This window comes from Amycolatopsis sp. NPDC005232 (genome assembly GCF_040607795.1).
GTDB lineage: Bacteria > Actinomycetota > Actinomycetes > Mycobacteriales > Pseudonocardiaceae > Amycolatopsis.
Genome location: NZ_JBEXHL010000004.1, coordinates 141678 through 158642, shown reverse-complemented (window position 1 = coordinate 158642; position 16965 = coordinate 141678). Strand labels below are relative to the sequence as shown.

Genomic DNA, 16965 nt, shown 5'->3' with positions numbered 1-16965 from the left:
ACGGCGTTGCACGGCCCGAGTCACGACTCGGTCAAGCCCGGCTCGTGCGGCTTCTCGGGCGCCACGAGGTGCTTGAACGCCTGGAGGTTCGCCAGCGACTCCCCGCGCGACACGCGCCAGTCCCACTCGCGCTTGATCGACGACGCGAACCCGATCTCCAGCAACGTGTTGAAGTCACCGTCGGCGGCTTCGAGCACCTGCCCGAGGATCTTGTCCAGCTCGGCGTCGGTCACGGTCTCCTTGCCGAAGCGCCCGACGAGGTAGATGTCGCCGATACTGTCCACTGTGTAGTGCACGCCGTAGAGCCGGGCGTTGCGCTGCAACAGAAAGCGGTACACCTGCTCGTGCGCCTCGTCCGGGCGGCGGCACACGAACGCCTCCACGGAGAACGCGTGGTCGCCGTCCACGAGCCAGCAGTTGGTCTGGAGCTTCTTCGTGCCCGGCAAAGTCACGAAGTACTTTCCTTCGCCACGCCGGTCGTACTTGAGCTCGGCAGCGTCCAAAGTGGACTTGATCGTCGCGTCCAGGCTCACACGGCCACCTCCGCCCGCACTTCGAGCGCTCCGCGGAACGCCTTGGTCGCCTGAGCATAGATCTCCAGCAGCGAGTCCGTGGTGCGGCTCCAGGAGAAGCGGTGGGCGTGCAGCACGGCGTTGGCGCCGAGCTCACGCCGGCGTTCCGGACGCAGCGCGACGGCCGCCAGCGCGTCGGCCCAGTCGGTGGCCGTGTGCGAAGGCACGAGCAGTCCCGACACACCGTGCGGCACCGCGACCGGCAGCCCGCCGACCTCGGCGGCCACCACGGGCGTGCCGCAGGCCTGCGCCTCCAGCGCCACGAGCCCGAACGACTCGTTGTAGCTCGGCACGGCGACCACGTCGGCCGCGCGGAACACGTCCACGAGCTTCTGCCCCGGCTGCGGCGGCAGGAACCGCACCTGCTCCTGGATGCCGAGCGTCCACGCCAGTTCCTTGAGCGCCTGCGGCTGCTCCAGCCCGGTGCCCGACGGCCCCCCGACCACGAGCACCACGAGCTTCGAGCGCAGCGCCGGCCGCTGGGTCAGCAGCTCGGCGGCCGCGCGCAGCAGCACGTCCGGCGCTTTCAACGGCTGGATCCGGCCCGCGAACGCCAGCACCACGGCGTCCCGCGGCAGCCCGAACGCGTCGCGCGCCAGCGCCTGCGAACCGGGCGTGAAGCGGTCGAGGTCGACACCCGGCGGCACGGCGTGCACCGCGTGCGGGTCGGCGCCGTAGAGGTCCACGAGCTGGCGGGCCTCGACCTGCGTGTTGGCGACCAGGCAGTCGGCCTCGGCCACCACCTGGTCCTCGCCCATCACGCGCGTGCGCGGCTCGGGCTTGTCGCCGTCGGCGAGCAGCGAGTTCTTGACCTTCGCCAGCGTGTGGGCGGTGTGGACCAGCGGCACGCCCCAGCGGTCGCGCGCGAGCCAGCCGACCTGGCCCGAGAGCCAGTAGTGCGAGTGGATGAGGTCGTAGTAGCCGGGCTCGTGGAACGCCTCGGCCCGCAGCACACCCGAGGTGAACGCGCACAGCTGCGCGGGCAGCTCGTCGCGGCCCAGCGGCTCGAACGGGCCGGCCTGCACGTGCCGCACCGTCACGCCCGGCGCCAGCTCGACCAGCGGCGGCTGGTCCGACGAGGTCGCACGGGTGAACACCTCGACCTCGACGCCGCGGCGCGCCATCTCAGTGGCGGTCTCGCGCACGTACACGTTCATGCCGCCCGCGTCGCCGGTGCCCGGCTGTTCGAGCGGCGAGGTGTGCACGGACAGCACCGCGATGCGACGCGGCGCAGCGCGGAACCCCGACAGAGAGGAGATGGTCACCTGGTCACTACTCCTGTGTGCGCTACTCGGCTGTTTCCCCGGAGAACCGCCGCAGCGCGGAGTTGAACTCCCCCGCGTCCTCGACGAACGGCAGATGCCCCGCATCAACGAACCAACGCAGAACGGCCCCCGGAATCTTCCCGGCCGAATATTCCGCTGCCGACGGATCGACCACGCGGTCGGCCGTGCCGTGCACGACCAGCACCGGTTTGTCGACCTTGGCCAGCACTTCAGCGCTCTCCACGTCGCGCTTGAACAGCGCCGCGCGCACGGCCGGCGGCACCGCCAACGACATCCCGAGCAGGGCTTGCGCGAACGTCCCGGGCACCGAGGCGTTCGCCTGGGCCCGGGTGAACTCGACCAGCGCGGGCACGGCGACCTCGGGATCATCCGAGAGCGCCGCGGGCAGCGCGGCCCGTATGACCGATCCGGTCTTACCGCCTTCGCGGCCGCGGCCGATCTCCGTGATGGCTCCGACGAGCACGATCCCGGCCAGCCGTGCCGTTCCGTGCACCCGCAGGTAGTCGGCGATCACGAGCCCACCGTAAGACCAGCCGACGACGATCGCGTCGGGGCCCGCGAAGTCGAGCACGGCGGCGAGGTCGTCGGCCCACTGGCGCGGGTCGTCGTAGCCGGCCGCCGGGACGTCGGACGCACCGTGGCCCCGCAGGTCCATCGCCACCAGGCGGAACCGCTCCGTGAGCGCCGGGTCGGCCAGCTGGGCCGCCCACGCGCGCGACGACTGGGCCCAGCCGTGCACGAAGACGATCGGACGCGAGTTCTGGGCACCCTCGACGCGCAACGCGATGCGCACGCCGGAGGTACCGACCACTTCGGTGTTCACGACGTCATTTCGTAGCACGCTTCACTTGGCCGCCGACAGCGTCTTCCAGGTGGACCAGTCGTAGAACCAGTCCTTGACGTCGGAGCCGGTGGGGCTGGACAGCTGCGAACCGGTCACCTCGACCGGGTCGCCGATGAGCGCGGAGTCGAAGTACTCCTTCGCGTCGGCTTCCAGCAGGTTGACGCAGCCGTGGGAGTTGTTGGTCTTGCCGATGTTGGCGGCGTTGTCCTGGTTTTCGTGGATGTACTCGCCGTGGTTGGAGATGCGGCAGGCCCACTTCTTGTTGACGTTCGTGTAGCCGTAGCGGGCGTTGTCGAACACCGCCATGGGTTCCTTCGACATCACGATGAACGTGCCGTTGGGCGTGTTGCGATTCACATCGGAGTCGAGGCCGTTGGCGCACGGGTAGCTCTTGTACACGGAGCCGCCGCGGTAGACCTTCATCTCGTGGTCGGGGGTGTTCACCTTCACGACCTGGTTGCGGCCGATCTTGAACTTGGTCGTGACGTCGGCCTTGCCGTAGGCGCCGTTGCCGAGGTCGACGCCGTAGAGGTTGGCCTCGACCTCCACGGTCGTGTTCTCGGGCCAGTACTCCTTCGGCCGCCAGTCGACCTGCGTGGCCGAGAGCCAGCCCCACGAGCCCTCGACGTCCGTCTTCACCTTCAGCGCCTTCTCCACTGCCGCGCGGTCCTTCGGCGCTTCCTTGAACTTCACGCTGATCGGCATCGCGACACCCACGTGGGCGTCGTCGGCCGGGTTGAGCGTGGCGCGCAGCTGCTTGGCCGGGGTGACCGTCGCGAAGGAGCCCTTGAGCTCCACGGGCCGGTTGTCGGTGCCGGTGGCCTTGGCGGCGTAGGTGTAGGTCTTGCCGTAGCCGAGCGATTCGGAGCTCTTCCAGGTGAGGCCGTCGGCTGAGAGGTCACCCTTGACGGCGTCGCCGTCGGAGTTGGTGACCTTCACCTCGCTGAGCTTGCCGTCGGTCACCTTGACGACCACGGGCTCGCGGACGTCCGCGTCCTTCGCGTCGACGGCCGGCGTGGCAGTGATTTTCGCCACCGCGTCCACGGGCTTGCCGCCGTCCTCCCGGCTCCCGCCGAGCGGCAGCGCCGTGCCATTCGTGGTGGTCGAACATGCGGCCGCGAGCGCCCCCGCCCCCGCGGCGAGCACCGCCTTGAACACCGTGCGCCGTTCCATCCCCGTGAACCTCCCCTTTTGGACAACGCCGGCCCCCGCACCGGCGGATGCTTCCACGCTGTCAGCGCTGGTGAGCGACTCGACGTTACCTGCCGACGCCGGGTTCACCCAGTGAGTGGGGCCCGTGTCATGTCGACAAGACGTTTCATCCACCGGGTGGTTCCGCTGGTGACAGCGTTGTGACGGGATCAGAACGAGCAGGCGATCAGCAGCGGTTCCGGGTGCAGCGTCACGCCGAAGCGGTCACGCACGCCGTCGCGGACTTCGCGGGCCAGGCTGAGCAGGTCGGTGGTCGTGGCGGTGCCACGGTTGGTCAGGGCGAGCGTGTGTTTCGTCGACAGCGAGGCGCGGCCGCCGGGGCCGGGGTGGCCCTTGGCGAAGCCGGCGCGCTCGATCAACCACGCAGCGGAGAGCTTCACGCCGCCGTCGGCCGGGTACTGGGGCACGGCGACGTCCGGGCCGACGACGGCGGTGATCCGCGCGAGCACGGCCTCGACGTCGGACGGAGGGACGATCGGGTTCGTGAAGAACGAGCCGGCGCTCCACGTGTCGTGGTCGGCTGCGTCGAGGACCATGCCCTTGCCGCGGCGCAGGCCCAGAACCGCGGAGCGCGCGGCGGCGGTGGGGACTTTCGCGCCGATCTCGACATCGAGCGTGCGGGCGAGCTCGGCGTAGCGGATGGGCGCGGACTCGCCGGCCGGGTCGACACGGAAGCGGACGCTGAGCACCACGCCGCTGTCGGTGCCCTTGAGCGCACTGGTGCGGTAGGCGAAGCCGAGTTCGTCGGCCTTGACCGTGCGCACCTCGCGCGCGACGCGGTCGTAGAGCTCGATCGAGACGATGGACTCGGCGACCTCGCAGCCGTACGCGCCGACGTTCTGGATCGGCGTCGCGCCGACGGAACCCGGGATCCCGGACAGGCACTCGAGCCCGCCGATGCCCGCCTCGACGAGCCCGGCGACGAACGAGTCCCACTCCTGCCCCGCGGCCGCCTCGATGACGTCGTCGGTGTCGCCGGCCCCAGTCCAGCCGGTGTTCGCGACCTGGATGAGCGTGCCGGGGAAACCGCCGTCGGCCACCACGAGGTTCGAACCGCCGCCGAGGAGCAGCACGCGTTCGCCGGCGGCGTCGGCCCCGCGCACGGCGGCGACGAGATCGTCGCTGGTCGTGGCCCGCACGAACCGGCGCGCGGGTCCTCCGAGGCGCAGCGTCGTGTACTCGGCGAGGCGCGGCGGCGCGGGCGTTTCGACGGGGTTCACGCTGCCTAACGGTACTGTCCGGCCCATGGGATCCCGGATCGAGCACCGTGCCGAGTTCTCCGCCGGACTCGCGGCCGTGCTGGCCGCCGTGTCCGGTGAGGACGCGCTGCGGGCGCGCCTGAAGGAGCTGGGCGGCGACAACGCGGCGCTGCTCTCGCACTCTGTCACCAAAGACACCTCCGGCGACGTCGTGCGCTACGAACTGCAGCACGGCATCGCCGCGCAGCGCCTGCCCCAGGCCGTGCAGGCCCTGCACCGGGGCGACATCATCGTGCACCGCAAGCAGGTGTGGCAGCGCTCCGGCGACGCGTACGCGGGCAAGGTCGACGTCAGCGTGAGCGGCGTGCCGGGCGAGATCGGTGCGCAGACATTCCTGACGCCGCGTGGTGAGCGCGTGGAGTTCCGGACGTCCGGCGAGGTGACGGTGCGGATCCCGCTGTTCGGCGGAAAGATCGAGGAGTTCGTGGCCCAGCAGGTGACGAACCTCTTGGCCCACGAAGCCGACTTCACCACGTCGTGGCTGGCCGAGCACGCCTGAGCCCGGTGGGCGCCCCGACGAGGGGCACCACCAATCCCAATCGGTTACGCAGAGTCGATCGCTGGCTCGCGAACGACCCCGCGGTGACGCGGCTGTTGCGGCGAACGCCCGACCCGCTCGTGGTCGACCTCGGCTACGGCGCGTCACCCGTCACGACCATCGAGCTCCTGCGCTGGCTACGCCGGGTCCGCTCCGACGTCCGGGTGCTCGGGCTGGAGATCGATCCGGAGCGAGTGGCGTTCGCGCGCCGCGCCGCTGACCCTCCGTGGCTGGACTTCCGCCGCGGCGGCTTCGAGCTGGCCGGCGCGCGGCCGATGGTGGTGCGGGCGTTCAACGTGCTGCGCCAGTACGCCGAGCACGAAGTCGCCGGCGCGTGGAAGGTGATGCTCGACGCGATGCCCGACGAGGGGCTGATCGTCGAGGGCACCTGCGACGAGATCGGGCGGCTGGCCTCGTGGGTCGTCGTGGGCGAGGCCGGCCCGGTTTCGCTGACGGTGTCGATGCGGCTCGCGGGCCTGGAACGTCCGTCCATTGTGGCCGAACGACTGCCCAAGGTTCTCATCCACCGCAACGTTCCCGGCCAGCCGGTGCACGCGTTCCTGTCCGCTTTGGACGACTGCTGGGCCGCCGCGGCGCCGCACCGGTCGTTCGGGGTGCGGGCGCGGTGGGTGTCGGCGGTGGGAATGCTGCAAGCCCGGGGCTGGCCGTTGCTCGGCCGGCCGGAGCGCTGGCGGCTCGGGGAGCTGACGGTGCCGTGGGAAAGTGTGAACCCGCTCTGAAATGACTACGGACAGTGCCCGACTGGGCTGATCAGTGCGGGTACGAATGCGTCGTCCGGGTACGAATCCCACCTGTTCACCGACCCACCCCCGCGGTGTCACCCGGTGGTGACCTGCGGTGATCACGATAGGCAGGTGGAACTGCTTCAACACGTCACCGACCTGCTGCGCGGCGCGCTGGGTTCGCCGTGGCTCTGGGTGCTCGTGTTCGCCGTCGCGGGGCTGGACGCGCTGCTGCCGTTCATGCCCAGCGAGACGACCGTGGTGACGGTCGCGGTGCTGCTCGGGCCCGACCCGGAGCGGCTGGCGTTGCTCGCGCTCGTCGCGGCGACCGGGGCGTGGGCCGGCGACTGCCTGGGGTACACGGTGGGCCGGGCGGCCGGGCCGCGGGCGCTCGCGCGTCTGCAGCGCGGGCCGGCGGGGCGGGAGCGCTACGAATGGGCGCGCGAGCAGGTGCGGCGGCAAGCGCCGTTGCTGATCATCGCCGCGCGCTACCTGCCGGGGGGCCGCGTGGCGAGCGCGCTGGCCACAGGCAGCCTTGGCTACCCGCTGCGCCGCTTCATGCCGCTCGACGCGGCCGGCGCCGCCGTGTGGGCGGTCTACAGCGTGCTGATCGGCCTGGCCGGCGGCTCGACGTTCGCCGACGAGCCGGTGAAGGGTCTGCTCCTGTCGTTCATCCTCGGGCTCGGCCTGGTCACCCTCATCGAGTTCGGGCGGCGCCTGCGCTTGCGGCGACTACGGTCGAGCGATGCACCTGACCGAGGCGATCGACATCCACGCCGACCGGCTGAAGGCGGCGGCCCTGACAGCGGGCCCGTCGGCGCGCCTGCGCAACTGTCCGAAGTGGACGATGCACGACCTGGTGACGCACCTGACGACAGTGCTCTCGTCCACGGTCGCGGCGATCACGGACCGACCCACTGAGCCCGCGCCACCCACCGACTGGGCCGACGCGCTCGGCCGGTGGGACGGCCAGCGCCTCGCCGTCCGCGAAGCCCTCCGGCTGCCTGCCGATACCCCGGTGCGGTCGCCGTTCCCCGGCGGCGGACTGCTGACCGTCGGCCGCTGGGCCCGGCGCCTGGCCCACGAGACGGCGATCCACCGGCTGGACGCGGAGAGCGCCCTGCCCGAGCCGCCGGCCACGCGGTACGCGGACGTGTTCGCGGTGGACGGGATCGATGAGTTCCTGACGTTCTTCGTTCCCCGCCGGGCCGCTCATCGGGACGGCGTCGTGCGGATCGAAGCCGGAGACCGTGCGTGGACGGTGGTTCTTCGTCCCGGCGAGACTCCGGCGGTCGAGTCGAGCGGCGCCGCGGACCTGACTGTCACCGGCTCACCCGACGACGTCTACCGCGCCCTCTGGGGCCGCCCCCACGCCGCGCGGATGGTGGGCCACGTCGCACTCCTGGAGCCCCTCGCGGCGCCCTGACCAGCACCGGCGAGAATGGTGGGCGTGCCTGATCCCCAGCGTTACGTGCTCACCTTCGGCTGCCCCGACCGCACCGGCATCATCGCCCGCATCTCGGGCTTCCTCGCCGACCACGGCGGGATGATCGTGGAGGCGGCGTACCACACCGACCCGGACTCGGGCTGGTTCTTCACGCGCCAGGTGGTGCTGGCGGAGTCGCTGCCGTTCGACGCCGACGGGTTGCGGGAGCGGTTCACGGCCGTCGCGGAGGAGCTGTCGGCCGAGTCGAGCTGGCAGGTTCGCGATACGGGTGAGCGCCCGCGCGCCGTCGTGCTCGTTTCGAAGGCCGGGCACTGCCTGTACGACCTGCTGGGCCGCGTCGCGTCCGGGGAGCTCGACGTGGACATCGCGGCGGTGATCGGCAACCACGCGTCGCTCGCGGACATCACGCGGGCGCACGGGATTCCCTTCTACCACGTGCCTTTCCCGGCCGACGGGAAGGCCGAGGCGTTCGCCCAGGTGCGCAAGCTCGTCGACGAGTACGACCCGCACGCCGTGGTGCTGGCGCGTTTCATGCAGGTGCTGCCGGCCGACCTGTGCGACGAGTGGGCCGGGCGGGCGATCAACATCCACCACAGCTTCCTGCCGTCGTTCATCGGGGCGCGGCCGTACCACCAGGCGCACATCCGCGGGGTGAAGCTGATCGGCGCGACCTGCCACTACGTGACGGCCGACCTCGACGCCGGCCCGATCATCGAGCAGGACGTGATCCGCGTGGACCACGGCGACTCCGTCGACGACCTCGTGCGCAAGGGCCGCGACATCGAGAAGGTGACGCTGGCGCGCGGCCTGCGCTGGCACCTCGAGGGCCGCGTGCTGGTGCACGGCAACCGAACGATGGTGTTCTGAGCGCGGCACCCCGACCACCCCAATGTGGCGTTGGTTGCGTCCAGCGCACCCAATGTGGCGTTCGGTGCGTTGAGCGCACCGAACGCCACATTGGGGCGCTCTGAGCTGTGGATCAAGCGGCGGCCGGAACCCCGCCGCCACGCAGCCGGCCTCGCGTGCGGCGCCAGGCGATGACCACGAGCACCACCAGGCCGATCAACGGCAGGCTGCTGATCGCCCAGCTCAGCCCCATCGGCGGTCCCGGCTGCGCCAGCACCGGCAGGCTCTTCAGCTCACCCGTGCCCTGGCCCTCGGGGCCGCTGATCGTGAAGCGGAACGCCCACGTGCCTTCCGTCGGCAGCGCGCGGATGTCCAGACCCCAGACGTCGCGCTTGCGCGGGTGGCGCGCCAGCGGCTGCGGCCGTTGGAACGCGGCGACCGACGGGTTGTGCATGGCGAGCGTGCCCGTTTTGGTGCCGATGCCGCCGTCGGGGATGAAGGTGAAGTCCAGCGACTGCATGGCCCGCAGCGGCCACGTCGAGAAGCCGACGGTGAGGCCGTAGGGCCCGGCCTGCACGCGTTCGGTGTGGACGATGTTCACCGGCTCGTACGCGTTGGCCGGCAACGCGGTGGCGAGCAGCAGGCCGATGACCGCGCCCAGTGCCAGCAGAGTCTTACGCATGGGTCTGCACCTCCGAAGCCGGGGCGAGCAGGCGGAGCATGCCGCCGAAGCGCCAGCCCGCGAAGCCGCCCGCCAAACCCAGCACGCCGGCGGCGAGGCCGGTCGCGAGAACCGCCGTGAGGTCACCGACGTGACCGGAGTAGACCAGACCGCGCTGCACCAGCAGGGTCGCGCCGACCAGCAGCCCGGCCAGCCCGCCGGCGAGCACGGACACGCGGCCCAGCTGCCAGCCCCGTCGTCGCGCGAGGAGCAGGTAGGCCTCGACCAATGCGGCCACCGGCAGGAGCGCCATCGGCATCAGCGCGGGCATGTCGGGCACGCCGCTCACGTAGTCGCGCACCGGCAACCCGACGAGGTCGGCGTACGAGCGCGCGGCCCACGGCGAGAACCACCAGAAGACGGCCTGGATCACGGCCAGGATCGCCGCTGTCGCCACGGCGCCGCCCGGCCGGCGCAGGAACCCGGCGCCGGCGAAGACGAGCAGCACGGACAACAGCGTCGACCCCACCGACGTGGCCTCGACCGGGTCGAGGTCCACCTGCTGCAGCCCCAGCGCCGTCACCGCGCTGAACGCGATCAGCACGGCCAGCGAGCCGAACACCCCGATCCGCCCCCAGCGGTGCTCCCGCGCGGCCGCGAAGACCATCGTGGTGCCGATGATCGACAGCGTCACCGAGAGCAGCAGCCCGATGTGCGGCGGCGAGTCGATCACGGCGTCGAAGCCGTACAGCCCGTGCCACCACTGGTCCCACAGCCCGTAGAGCAGGAACAACGCGGCGCCGACACCGGACACGAGGTAGCCCGCCGGCGCCGCGAACGTCCGGCCGAACACGCCGATCGCGCGCCCGCCGATGCGCGGGTCGACCGGCCGCCCGGCGCGTTGCGCGGCCGTGGTCAGCAGCACCACGGCCAGGCTCGCGAGCCCGACGATCGCGCTGCCCGAGTACAGGAACAGGTGCGGCAGCGTGAAGAACGTGTCCGGGCCGACGTCGTCGTGCCACTGCACGTCCCAGGTGAGCCCGACCATCGAGATCACCGACCCCGCGAGCACTGTGCACGCGGGTGCCAGCCCCGGCCTTCTCGTCGCAGTGACCACCCGGGCCCCCGACGCGGTGAGATCCATCCCCAGCCTCCTCCTTACTGGTTGACCAACACGGGAAACACGACTTGACCGGCGCCCGCCGGCCCACGCAGGGAGACCGTGATCTCCCACTGGCCCGCCATCGGTAGGCCGACGTCGGCGGCGCGGAAGTGCCCCGGCCCGTCGGCGGTCGCCGGCACGGGCGTGACGGCGTGGCCCATCTGCGGCATCACCGGCTCCACCGTCACGCGTTCGACGGCGGGACCGGTCACCGCGAACGCGAACGTGTTGCCACCGACGCGTGGCGCGTCCGCGGACAGCTGCACGGTGTACGGACCGGTCGTCGACTTCAGCACGGTGGGACCGCTCGACCCGCCGCCGAACAGCAGCCAGCTCGCGATGACCGCGGCCACCACCACGACGACGCCGATCAGCACCACCGGACGTTTCGTTTTCATTGGCCCCCTCCGGGAACAGCCGGCACGTCGAGCACCACCGGCACGGTCAGCACGGACCAGTTGCGTTCGGCCTGCAGCCACAGCCGGTAGCGGCCGGGCGCGGGGAAGGTGAACGTGAAAGGCACGTCGGGCCCATACGCGGCGACGGTCTCGTCCGGCACGCCCGTGAGACCCGCTACGTACGGCGGCATCGCGTGCGCGTGGGCCCACGTCGGTGCGGTGGCGGCCGCGGCGCCGAGGTTGTTTGCCGAGGGCAGCGGCCCGACGACGATCAGGTGGCCCAGCATGCCCAGCCACGGCTGGAGATCGCCGGTGGGGAAGTGCGCGGTGACGGTGACGGGCGTGCCGGCTTGCACCACCGTGGTGGTCACGTCGATCGGCACTCCGTCGACGACGCGTTTTCCCGGCCCTGCGGGGACTTCGGCGGGGTTGCCGGTGACGCCCTTGAAGTCCACAGTGGACCTTGCCAGCTGAACTCCGCCGCCGCGTCGCTCGAGTTCCGCGGCGACCGCGTAGGTCCCGGACTCCGGCGGGGTGAAGTCGACGCGGTATTCGCCGGGTGCCACCCGCACCGGGTGCAGGTGCCACAAGCGGCCCGAAGGTGAGACGACGATGAGGTGCACCAGCGCGTCGTCGTGGATCACGAGGTCGTCGGCGGGCCGGCCGGTGGAACCGTCGGTGAAGTGGAGGGCGAGGGACTTTCCTTGCGCGCCAACGCTCAGGTTCACCGGCGGCCGCGAGTAGTCCGTGCCGGGCAGGCGTGACAGCGCGTACGGATCGGTGACGTTGTCGACGGTCGCGTCGAGCTGCGCGCCCGGCGTGGGCGGAGGGGGAGTGCCGGTGGACAGTAGCGCGCCGGTGACCGCGACGGCCAGTGCCGCGACCATCCCGCCCGCCGGAAGCAGGGCGTAGGCGGTTCTACGTGACCGCACCGCCACCACCAAGGCGATGAGCAGAAACGCCCCTGCCGCAACGAAACCGCCGTACGCCGCCTTCTCCCACGGCGGCACCACGCGCGCCGGGACGACGAACGGAATGGTCGCGGTGGTCGTCCCGTCGTTCAGCTGCAGTTCCCACGGCCCGGCGTGGTCGACGCCGACCGTGCCGGAGTAGAGCCCGGGTGTCGCGCCGAGCACGACGTCGCCGCGGGAGAACACGACGCCGTCGGCGGCCGCCGCCAGGCGCAGCGGCCCGGGTGCGGTGCCCGCGTGCGTGGCGATGTCGACGTGCAGGTCGCCCGGTGTCACGTCGATCCGCCGGATGATCACGGTCAGCTCGCGGGCGCCGAGCGTTTGCGCCACCTGGATGTCCGCGCCGACCGGCGCCCCGTCGGCGTGCGCGGTGCCGCCGCCGAGCGCGATCCCCAGCGCGCACAGCACCATCAGCAGCGCCGTTCTCTTTGTCGTCCCCATCACGGGAAAAGGTAGCGAGGTCACAGCAGCCGAATCGTCACGGAAGCGGGGGAAGATCCATCCCCGGTTCGGGGGATGCGAACCCTGAGGTGCCGGTCTTCTTGAACTGTGTCCTTGAAAAGCGGAACATTGCTCCGTATGGTTAACGGAGCAACGTTCCGCTTGCTTCTCGGAGGACCATCTCATGCAGTACCGCACCTTGGGCCGCACCGGTGTGCAGGTCAGCGCGCTCTCGCTCGGCGCCATGAATTTCGGCGCGATCGGCCGCACCACGCAGGACGACGCCACGGCCATCGTCGACGCCGCGCTCGAAGGCGGCATCAACGTCGTCGACACGGCCGACATGTACGGCACCGGCGAGTCGGAGGTGATGGTCGGCAAGGCCATCGCCGGCCGCCGCGACGACCTCGTGCTGGCCACGAAGGCCGCCATGCCGATGGGCGACGAGCGCAACCACCGCGGCAGCTCGCGCCGCTGGCTCGTCACGGAGCTCGACAACAGCCTGCGCCGGCTCGGCGTCGACCACGTCGACCTCTACCAGGTCCACCGCTGGGACCCCGCGACCAGCGACGAGGAGACGCTTTCCGCACTCACTGACCTGCAGCGCGCCGGGAAGATCCGCTACTTCGGCTCGTCGACCTTCCCCGCGTACAAGATCGTGCAGGCGCAGTGGGCCGCGCGTGAGCACCACCTGAGCCGCTATGTGACCGAGCAGCCCAGCTACTCGATCCTGCAACGCGGCATCGAGGCCGACGTGCTGCCGATGACCGCGGAGTACGGCCTCGGCGCGCTGGCGTGGAGCCCGCTCGCGTCCGGCTGGCTCTCGGGCGCCGTCCGCGAGGGGCGCGAGATCACGACGAGCCGCTCTCGGGTTCTGCCTCAGCGTTTCGACCTGACGCTGCCCGCCAACCAGGCTCGCCTCGATGCTGTCGAGCGCCTGGCGAAGGTCGCCGCCGACGCCGGGCTCACGCTGATCCAGCTTGCGCTCGGGTTCGTGACCGCGCACCCGGCCGTGACCAGCGCGATCATCGGCCCCCGCACGCTGGAGCACCTGCGTTCGCACCTCGCGGCCGCCGACACCGTGCTGTCCGCCGACGTGCTGGACGCGATCGACGAGATCGTCGCGCCCGGTGTGGACCTGGCTGCGCACGAGAAGTTCGACACCCCGCCCGCTCTGCTCGACCCGGCCCTGCGTCGCCGCTGAAAGGAACCTCCCCATGTCACCTCGGTTCGGCATCATGACCGCCCCGATGCAGGTGGGCTACGACGACCTCGTGCGTGTCTGGCGCGAAGCCGACGCACTGCCGGAGATCGAGCACGCCTGGCTCTTCGACCACCTCCTGCCCATCGCCGGCGACCCCGACGGCCCGATTTTCGAAGGCTGGACCCTGCTTTCGGCCCTCGCTGCGCAAACTTCGCGCCTGCGCCTGGGCCTCATGGTCACCAGCAACCGCTTTCGCCCGCCCGCCGTGCTCGCCAAAATCGCCACGACCGTCGACGTCGTTTCCGCCGGCCGCTTGGACTTCGGCATCGGCGTCGGCTCACGCCCGAGCCATCCGCTGGCGAGGCGCGAATACGAAGCCCACGGCCTGCCGTTCCACGAGACCACGCACGCGGTCCAGGCCCTCGCCGAAGCCTGCACGGTCATCCGTCGCTTGTGGACGGACGACACGCCCTTCGACTTCGCCGGCGACACCGTCCAGCTGACGGGTGCGTTCGGCAACCCCAAGCCCGTACAGCGCCCCCACCCCCCGATCGTCATCGGCGGACGCGCGGCCGCCACCCTGCGCGTGGTCGCCGCCCACGCCGACATCTGGAACATCCCTGGCGGCGACCTCGAAGACGCCGTGAGCCGCAGCGCCCTTCTCGACCGCTACTGCACGGAACTCGGCCGCGATCCGGCGGAGATCACCCGCTCGCTCCACCTGCAGGTGTCCTACGAGGACCCCGGCCACACGCGCAAAGCCATCGCCGAGGCCGTCGACGCCGGCTTCGAACACGTGGTTCTCGGCCTGCCGTCGCCGTTCCCTGAGGGCGTCGCGCACTGGGTCGTCGACGAGCTGATCAACGCCTGACCGAGAAGCTCACGCCGGCGCACCACGACGGCTTCTGGCCGCTCCTCAGGAGGCCGTGGTCGCAGTCCGGCTTGCTGGCCCGGCAGGGAAGCGGTCGCGGTCCGGCTGACCCCGCGTTGCTGAGTACGCGCTGGGTGCGTTGCTCACTCGCCGCGTAGCCAGGTCAGTTTCCCGCGGGCGTCGCGCCGTGGAGCCATACGAACTGATCAAGGCCTAGCCCAAGAACTCCCGCAGGTGCGACACCACCACCTCCGGCTGTTCCTCCGGCAGGAAGTGGCCGCAGTTGTCGAGGCCGACGCCGGTGACGTTGTCGGCGTAGTCGCGCCAGATGTCGAGGGTCGGGAGTTTGCCGAGGAGGCCGGCCTGGCCCCACATCGCGAGCAGGGGCTGGGTGAGGCGCTTGCCGGCGGCGTAGTCGGCGTCGTCGAGGGTGGCGTCGTCCGGGAAGGAGGCGCGGTAGTCGTCGAAGCCGGCGCGCAGGGCGCCCGGGGCGGAGAACGCGCGCACGTACTCGTCGACGTCCTCGGCGGGCAGGCCCTGGCGCTGGAACGTCCAGCGTTCGAAGAAGTAGCCGAGGTACGCGGCGATGTTGCTGCCCGCCAGCAGCTCCGGCAGGTCGGGCTGCAGGTGGAACAGCCAGTGCCAGTAGCCCTTCGCGACGTCGGAGTCGAGCCGCTTCCACATCTCGCGCGTCGGCGCGATGTCGAGCACGGCCAGGCGCTCGACCTGCTCGGGCCGGTCCAGCGCCCAGCGGTGCCCGACGCGGCCGCCGCGGTCGTGGCCGACGACGGCCAGCCGGCCGAAGCCGAGCTGCTCGGCGAGCTGCGCGAGGTCGGCGGCCATCGTGCGCTTGTCGTAGCCGCCGCGCGGTTTGTCGGTGCGGCCGTAGCCGCGCAGGTCGGGCGCGATCACGGTGTGGGTTTCGGCGAGCGGGCCCGCGACGCGGTGCCAGCAGTGCGACGTCTGCGGCCAGCCGTGCAGCAGGAACACGGGCGGGCCGTCGCCGCCGCGCAGGTAGTGCATCCGGAGGTCGCCGACCTGGGCCATCGAAGATTCTAACCGGATCATGAGGTTAGACGCTACCGGATGCGGCTAACCGGTGGCAAGGGTTAGAATCCACCCCATGGAGTGGGTCTTCGACGGCGGCCGGCCGAGTCTCGACCTCGTCAACACGCTGCGCGACCGCTATCGGCCCGAGGGCGTCGAGCTGCTGACGTCGCCCGAAGCCCTCGCCGAGTGGCTCGCGCTCGCGGGTCTCACCGACAACCGGGTGCCCGTCACGGAGGAAGACCTCGAAACGGCGAAATGGCTCAGGGAGGCCGTGAACCGGCTGGTCACCACCCCGCCGGCGCGGCAGGACGTCGAGCTCGTCAACAAAGCCGTCGAGGAGCCGCTGCCCAACGCGCGCCTGCAGTTGTCGGACGGTGAGCTGCACAAAGCGGCACCCATTCCCCGTAACCCGGTCGCCGCCGCCTTCGCGCTGATCGCCGCCGACGTGATCGAACTGGTGACCAGCCCGGTAGACGTGCGCGTCTGCGCGGCCGAAGACTGCGGCCTCCGCTTCGCGGACGCATCACCCCGCCGCACCCGCCAATGGTGCTCGATGTCCCGCTGCGGCAACCGCGCCAAGGCCCGGGCGCACTACGCCCGCACCCGCGGCTGAGTCAGGAGATCAGTCGGTAAGCCCACGGGTGGGCGCGCAGCCACACGTTCAGCTTGCCGATCCACCGCATGTGCGCCGTCCGCAACGGCACGGGCACCAACCAGCCGACAATCCGCACCACACGGCAGAATCGCGCGAACCGCAGCCGGTCACGAGAAGTCCACTGTAGACCGATCTGCTCCCGCAAAGCCGACGGCAATGTCGCCCGGATCAAGAAAAACTGCCCCGCGGCCTGCGCGTCCCGCAGCCGAGGCCACCACCGATCCGGCAGCCACCGCACGGGTTTCGGCACGGCGTGGATGGTCTCGAACAACGTCGTCATCGTCTCGTTCGGCCGGAACGACGCGACCATCTCGTCGTAGTACCGCTCGAACGCGGCCCAGTCCGCCGGCAGATCCCGCTCCCGCACCCCGAGCACCCGGCCGACGTCGCACATCTGCGCGTAGTACTCGTCAAGCTCGGCAAGACTCAACGGACGGCCGAAAAACCGTTGCACATCAACCGGAACCTTCACCAGAGTCGCATGCACCCACGCATAAGCCCCCGGATCCAGCCCGCTGTACCGCCGCCCGTCGGCCACCCCGGTGAACGTCCGATGCAGCTCCCGCAGCCGCGCAGCCTCGAACTGTGCGCCCGCGGCACCGCCGTACACGTAAATCGACAGCGAAGCCCCCGTACGCATCAATCGCGTCCAGGGATCCGAAACGTAGTTCGAGTGGTCCCGCACCCCGGCCGCGACCACGGGGTGCGCCAGCTGCAGCAGCAGCACCTGCCCCGCCAGCAGCAGGTCGCGGAAGTCGCCGAAGTACCGCCAGGCAGCGGTGCCCGGCACGACCGGCGGCCCCAC

At 71.0% G+C, this 16965-nt stretch carries 19 protein-coding genes; 8 read left to right on the top strand and 11 right to left on the bottom strand.

What is annotated here, in order from left to right; genetic code table 11:
* Window positions 1–20: 20 nt before the first annotated feature.
* The 5 genes from ABZU76_RS10195 to ABZU76_RS10175 form a co-directional block, all read right to left on the bottom strand.
* Window positions 21–533 (bottom strand): YbjN domain-containing protein, encoded by a 513-nt coding sequence (locus ABZU76_RS10195; protein ID WP_220245921.1) that lies wholly within the window; start codon window positions 531–533, stop codon window positions 21–23.
* A complete protein-coding gene (gene mshA, locus ABZU76_RS10190; protein WP_354867070.1) occupies window positions 530–1837 on the bottom strand; it encodes a D-inositol-3-phosphate glycosyltransferase in 1308 nt (435 codons plus the stop codon). Before mshA ends, ABZU76_RS10195 begins: the two co-directional genes overlap by 4 nt.
* Window positions 1838–1859: 22 nt before the next feature.
* Window positions 1860–2681: an alpha/beta hydrolase gene (locus tag ABZU76_RS10185; protein WP_354867068.1), complete on the bottom strand. Its 822-nt coding sequence runs from the start codon at window positions 2679–2681 to the stop codon at window positions 1860–1862.
* Between the two features lie 21 nt (window positions 2682–2702).
* On the bottom strand, window positions 2703–3875 hold the full coding sequence (locus ABZU76_RS10180; RefSeq protein ID WP_354867066.1) for an Ig-like domain-containing protein: 1173 nt from the start codon (window positions 3873–3875) through the stop codon (window positions 2703–2705).
* Window positions 3876–4063: 188 nt separating this feature from the next.
* On the bottom strand, window positions 4064–5134 hold the full coding sequence (locus ABZU76_RS10175) for a UDP-N-acetylmuramate dehydrogenase (protein WP_354867064.1): 1071 nt from the start codon (window positions 5132–5134) through the stop codon (window positions 4064–4066).
* Window positions 5135–5159: 25 nt separating this feature from the next.
* On the opposite strand from ABZU76_RS10175, the gene ABZU76_RS10170 reads away from it, so the two are divergent.
* From ABZU76_RS10170 to purU, 5 genes are all read left to right on the top strand, one after another.
* Complete coding sequence (locus tag ABZU76_RS10170; protein ID WP_354867062.1) at window positions 5160–5672, top strand: DUF2505 domain-containing protein; 513 nt, start codon at window positions 5160–5162, stop codon at window positions 5670–5672.
* Window positions 5651–6451 carry a class I SAM-dependent methyltransferase gene (locus ABZU76_RS10165; protein ID WP_354867060.1) on the top strand — a complete coding sequence of 267 codons (801 nt, stop codon included), beginning with the start codon at window positions 5651–5653 and terminating at the stop codon, window positions 6449–6451. The genes ABZU76_RS10170 and ABZU76_RS10165 overlap by 22 nt, the downstream gene beginning before the upstream one ends.
* 135 nt (window positions 6452–6586) lie before the next feature.
* Window positions 6587–7375, top strand: coding sequence for a DedA family protein (locus tag ABZU76_RS10160; RefSeq protein ID WP_354867058.1), 789 nt, complete (start codon window positions 6587–6589; stop codon window positions 7373–7375).
* Window positions 7278–7880: a maleylpyruvate isomerase N-terminal domain-containing protein gene (locus ABZU76_RS10155; protein WP_354867614.1), complete on the top strand. Its 603-nt coding sequence runs from the start codon at window positions 7278–7280 to the stop codon at window positions 7878–7880. The genes ABZU76_RS10160 and ABZU76_RS10155 overlap by 98 nt, the downstream gene beginning before the upstream one ends.
* Window positions 7881–7895: 15 nt before the next feature.
* Window positions 7896–8768: a formyltetrahydrofolate deformylase gene (gene purU, locus ABZU76_RS10150; RefSeq protein ID WP_354867056.1), complete on the top strand. Its 873-nt coding sequence runs from the start codon at window positions 7896–7898 to the stop codon at window positions 8766–8768.
* Between the two features lie 112 nt (window positions 8769–8880).
* Here purU and ABZU76_RS10145 read toward each other — a convergent pair whose 3' ends face one another.
* Genes ABZU76_RS10145 through ABZU76_RS10130 form a run of 4 tightly spaced genes read right to left on the bottom strand, consistent with a single transcriptional unit; the run spans window position 8881 to window position 12380 of the window.
* Window positions 8881–9429: a hypothetical protein gene (locus ABZU76_RS10145; protein ID WP_354867054.1), complete on the bottom strand. Its 549-nt coding sequence runs from the start codon at window positions 9427–9429 to the stop codon at window positions 8881–8883.
* The gene (locus ABZU76_RS10140) at window positions 9422–10552 is read right to left on the bottom strand and encodes a hypothetical protein (RefSeq protein WP_354867052.1); all 1131 of its coding nucleotides are present in this window, start codon (window positions 10550–10552) and stop codon (window positions 9422–9424) included. The genes ABZU76_RS10145 and ABZU76_RS10140 overlap by 8 nt, the downstream gene beginning before the upstream one ends.
* Before the next feature lie 14 nt (window positions 10553–10566).
* Window positions 10567–10968, bottom strand: a complete 402-nt coding sequence (locus tag ABZU76_RS10135; protein ID WP_354867050.1) for a FixH family protein — start codon at window positions 10966–10968, stop codon at window positions 10567–10569.
* A complete protein-coding gene (locus ABZU76_RS10130; protein ID WP_354867048.1) occupies window positions 10965–12380 on the bottom strand; it encodes a hypothetical protein in 1416 nt (471 codons plus the stop codon). Before ABZU76_RS10130 ends, ABZU76_RS10135 begins: the two co-directional genes overlap by 4 nt.
* Before the next feature lie 184 nt (window positions 12381–12564).
* On the opposite strand from ABZU76_RS10130, the gene ABZU76_RS10125 reads away from it, so the two are divergent.
* Both ABZU76_RS10125 and ABZU76_RS10120 read left to right on the top strand, forming a co-directional pair.
* A complete protein-coding gene (locus ABZU76_RS10125; protein WP_354867046.1) occupies window positions 12565–13584 on the top strand; it encodes an aldo/keto reductase in 1020 nt (339 codons plus the stop codon).
* 13 nt (window positions 13585–13597) lie between these two features.
* On the top strand, window positions 13598–14455 hold the full coding sequence (locus ABZU76_RS10120) for an LLM class flavin-dependent oxidoreductase (RefSeq protein ID WP_354867044.1): 858 nt from the start codon (window positions 13598–13600) through the stop codon (window positions 14453–14455).
* Between the two features lie 213 nt (window positions 14456–14668).
* Here the strand turns inward: ABZU76_RS10120 and ABZU76_RS10115 are convergent, their stop codons facing one another.
* Entirely contained in the window at window positions 14669–15523 is an 855-nt protein-coding gene (locus tag ABZU76_RS10115; protein ID WP_354867042.1) for an alpha/beta hydrolase, read from the bottom strand.
* 55 nt (window positions 15524–15578) lie between these two features.
* On the opposite strand from ABZU76_RS10115, the gene ABZU76_RS10110 reads away from it, so the two are divergent.
* Window positions 15579–16118: a CGNR zinc finger domain-containing protein gene (locus tag ABZU76_RS10110; protein WP_354867040.1), complete on the top strand. Its 540-nt coding sequence runs from the start codon at window positions 15579–15581 to the stop codon at window positions 16116–16118.
* Window position 16119: 1 nt separating this feature from the next.
* On the opposite strand, the gene ABZU76_RS10105 is transcribed toward ABZU76_RS10110, so the two are convergent.
* Entirely contained in the window at window positions 16120–16965 is an 846-nt protein-coding gene (locus tag ABZU76_RS10105; RefSeq protein WP_354867038.1) for an oxygenase MpaB family protein, read from the bottom strand.

Bases quoted from the DNA above. Each gene is read 5' to 3' on its own strand.
- ABZU76_RS10140 (WP_354867052.1), bottom strand. From the start codon at position 10,552: ATGGATCTCACCGCGTCGGGGGCCCGGGTGGTCACTGCGACGAGAAGG.
- ABZU76_RS10120 (WP_354867044.1), top strand. From the start codon at position 13,598: ATGTCACCTCGGTTCGGCATCATGACCGCCCCGATGCAGGTGGGCTAC.
- ABZU76_RS10115 (WP_354867042.1), bottom strand. From the start codon at position 15,523: ATGATCCGGTTAGAATCTTCGATGGCCCAGGTCGGCGACCTCCGGATG.
- ABZU76_RS10145 (WP_354867054.1), bottom strand. From the start codon at position 9,429: ATGCGTAAGACTCTGCTGGCACTGGGCGCGGTCATCGGCCTGCTGCTC.
- ABZU76_RS10130 (WP_354867048.1), bottom strand. From the start codon at position 12,380: ATGGGGACGACAAAGAGAACGGCGCTGCTGATGGTGCTGTGCGCGCTG.
- ABZU76_RS10125 (WP_354867046.1), top strand. From the start codon at position 12,565: ATGCAGTACCGCACCTTGGGCCGCACCGGTGTGCAGGTCAGCGCGCTC.
- ABZU76_RS10110 (WP_354867040.1), top strand. From the start codon at position 15,579: ATGGAGTGGGTCTTCGACGGCGGCCGGCCGAGTCTCGACCTCGTCAAC.
- ABZU76_RS10180 (WP_354867066.1), bottom strand. From the start codon at position 3,875: ATGGAACGGCGCACGGTGTTCAAGGCGGTGCTCGCCGCGGGGGCGGGG.
- ABZU76_RS10135 (WP_354867050.1), bottom strand. From the start codon at position 10,968: ATGAAAACGAAACGTCCGGTGGTGCTGATCGGCGTCGTCGTGGTGGTG.
- purU (WP_354867056.1), top strand. From the start codon at position 7,896: ATGGTGGGCGTGCCTGATCCCCAGCGTTACGTGCTCACCTTCGGCTGC.
- ABZU76_RS10170 (WP_354867062.1), top strand. From the start codon at position 5,160: ATGGGATCCCGGATCGAGCACCGTGCCGAGTTCTCCGCCGGACTCGCG.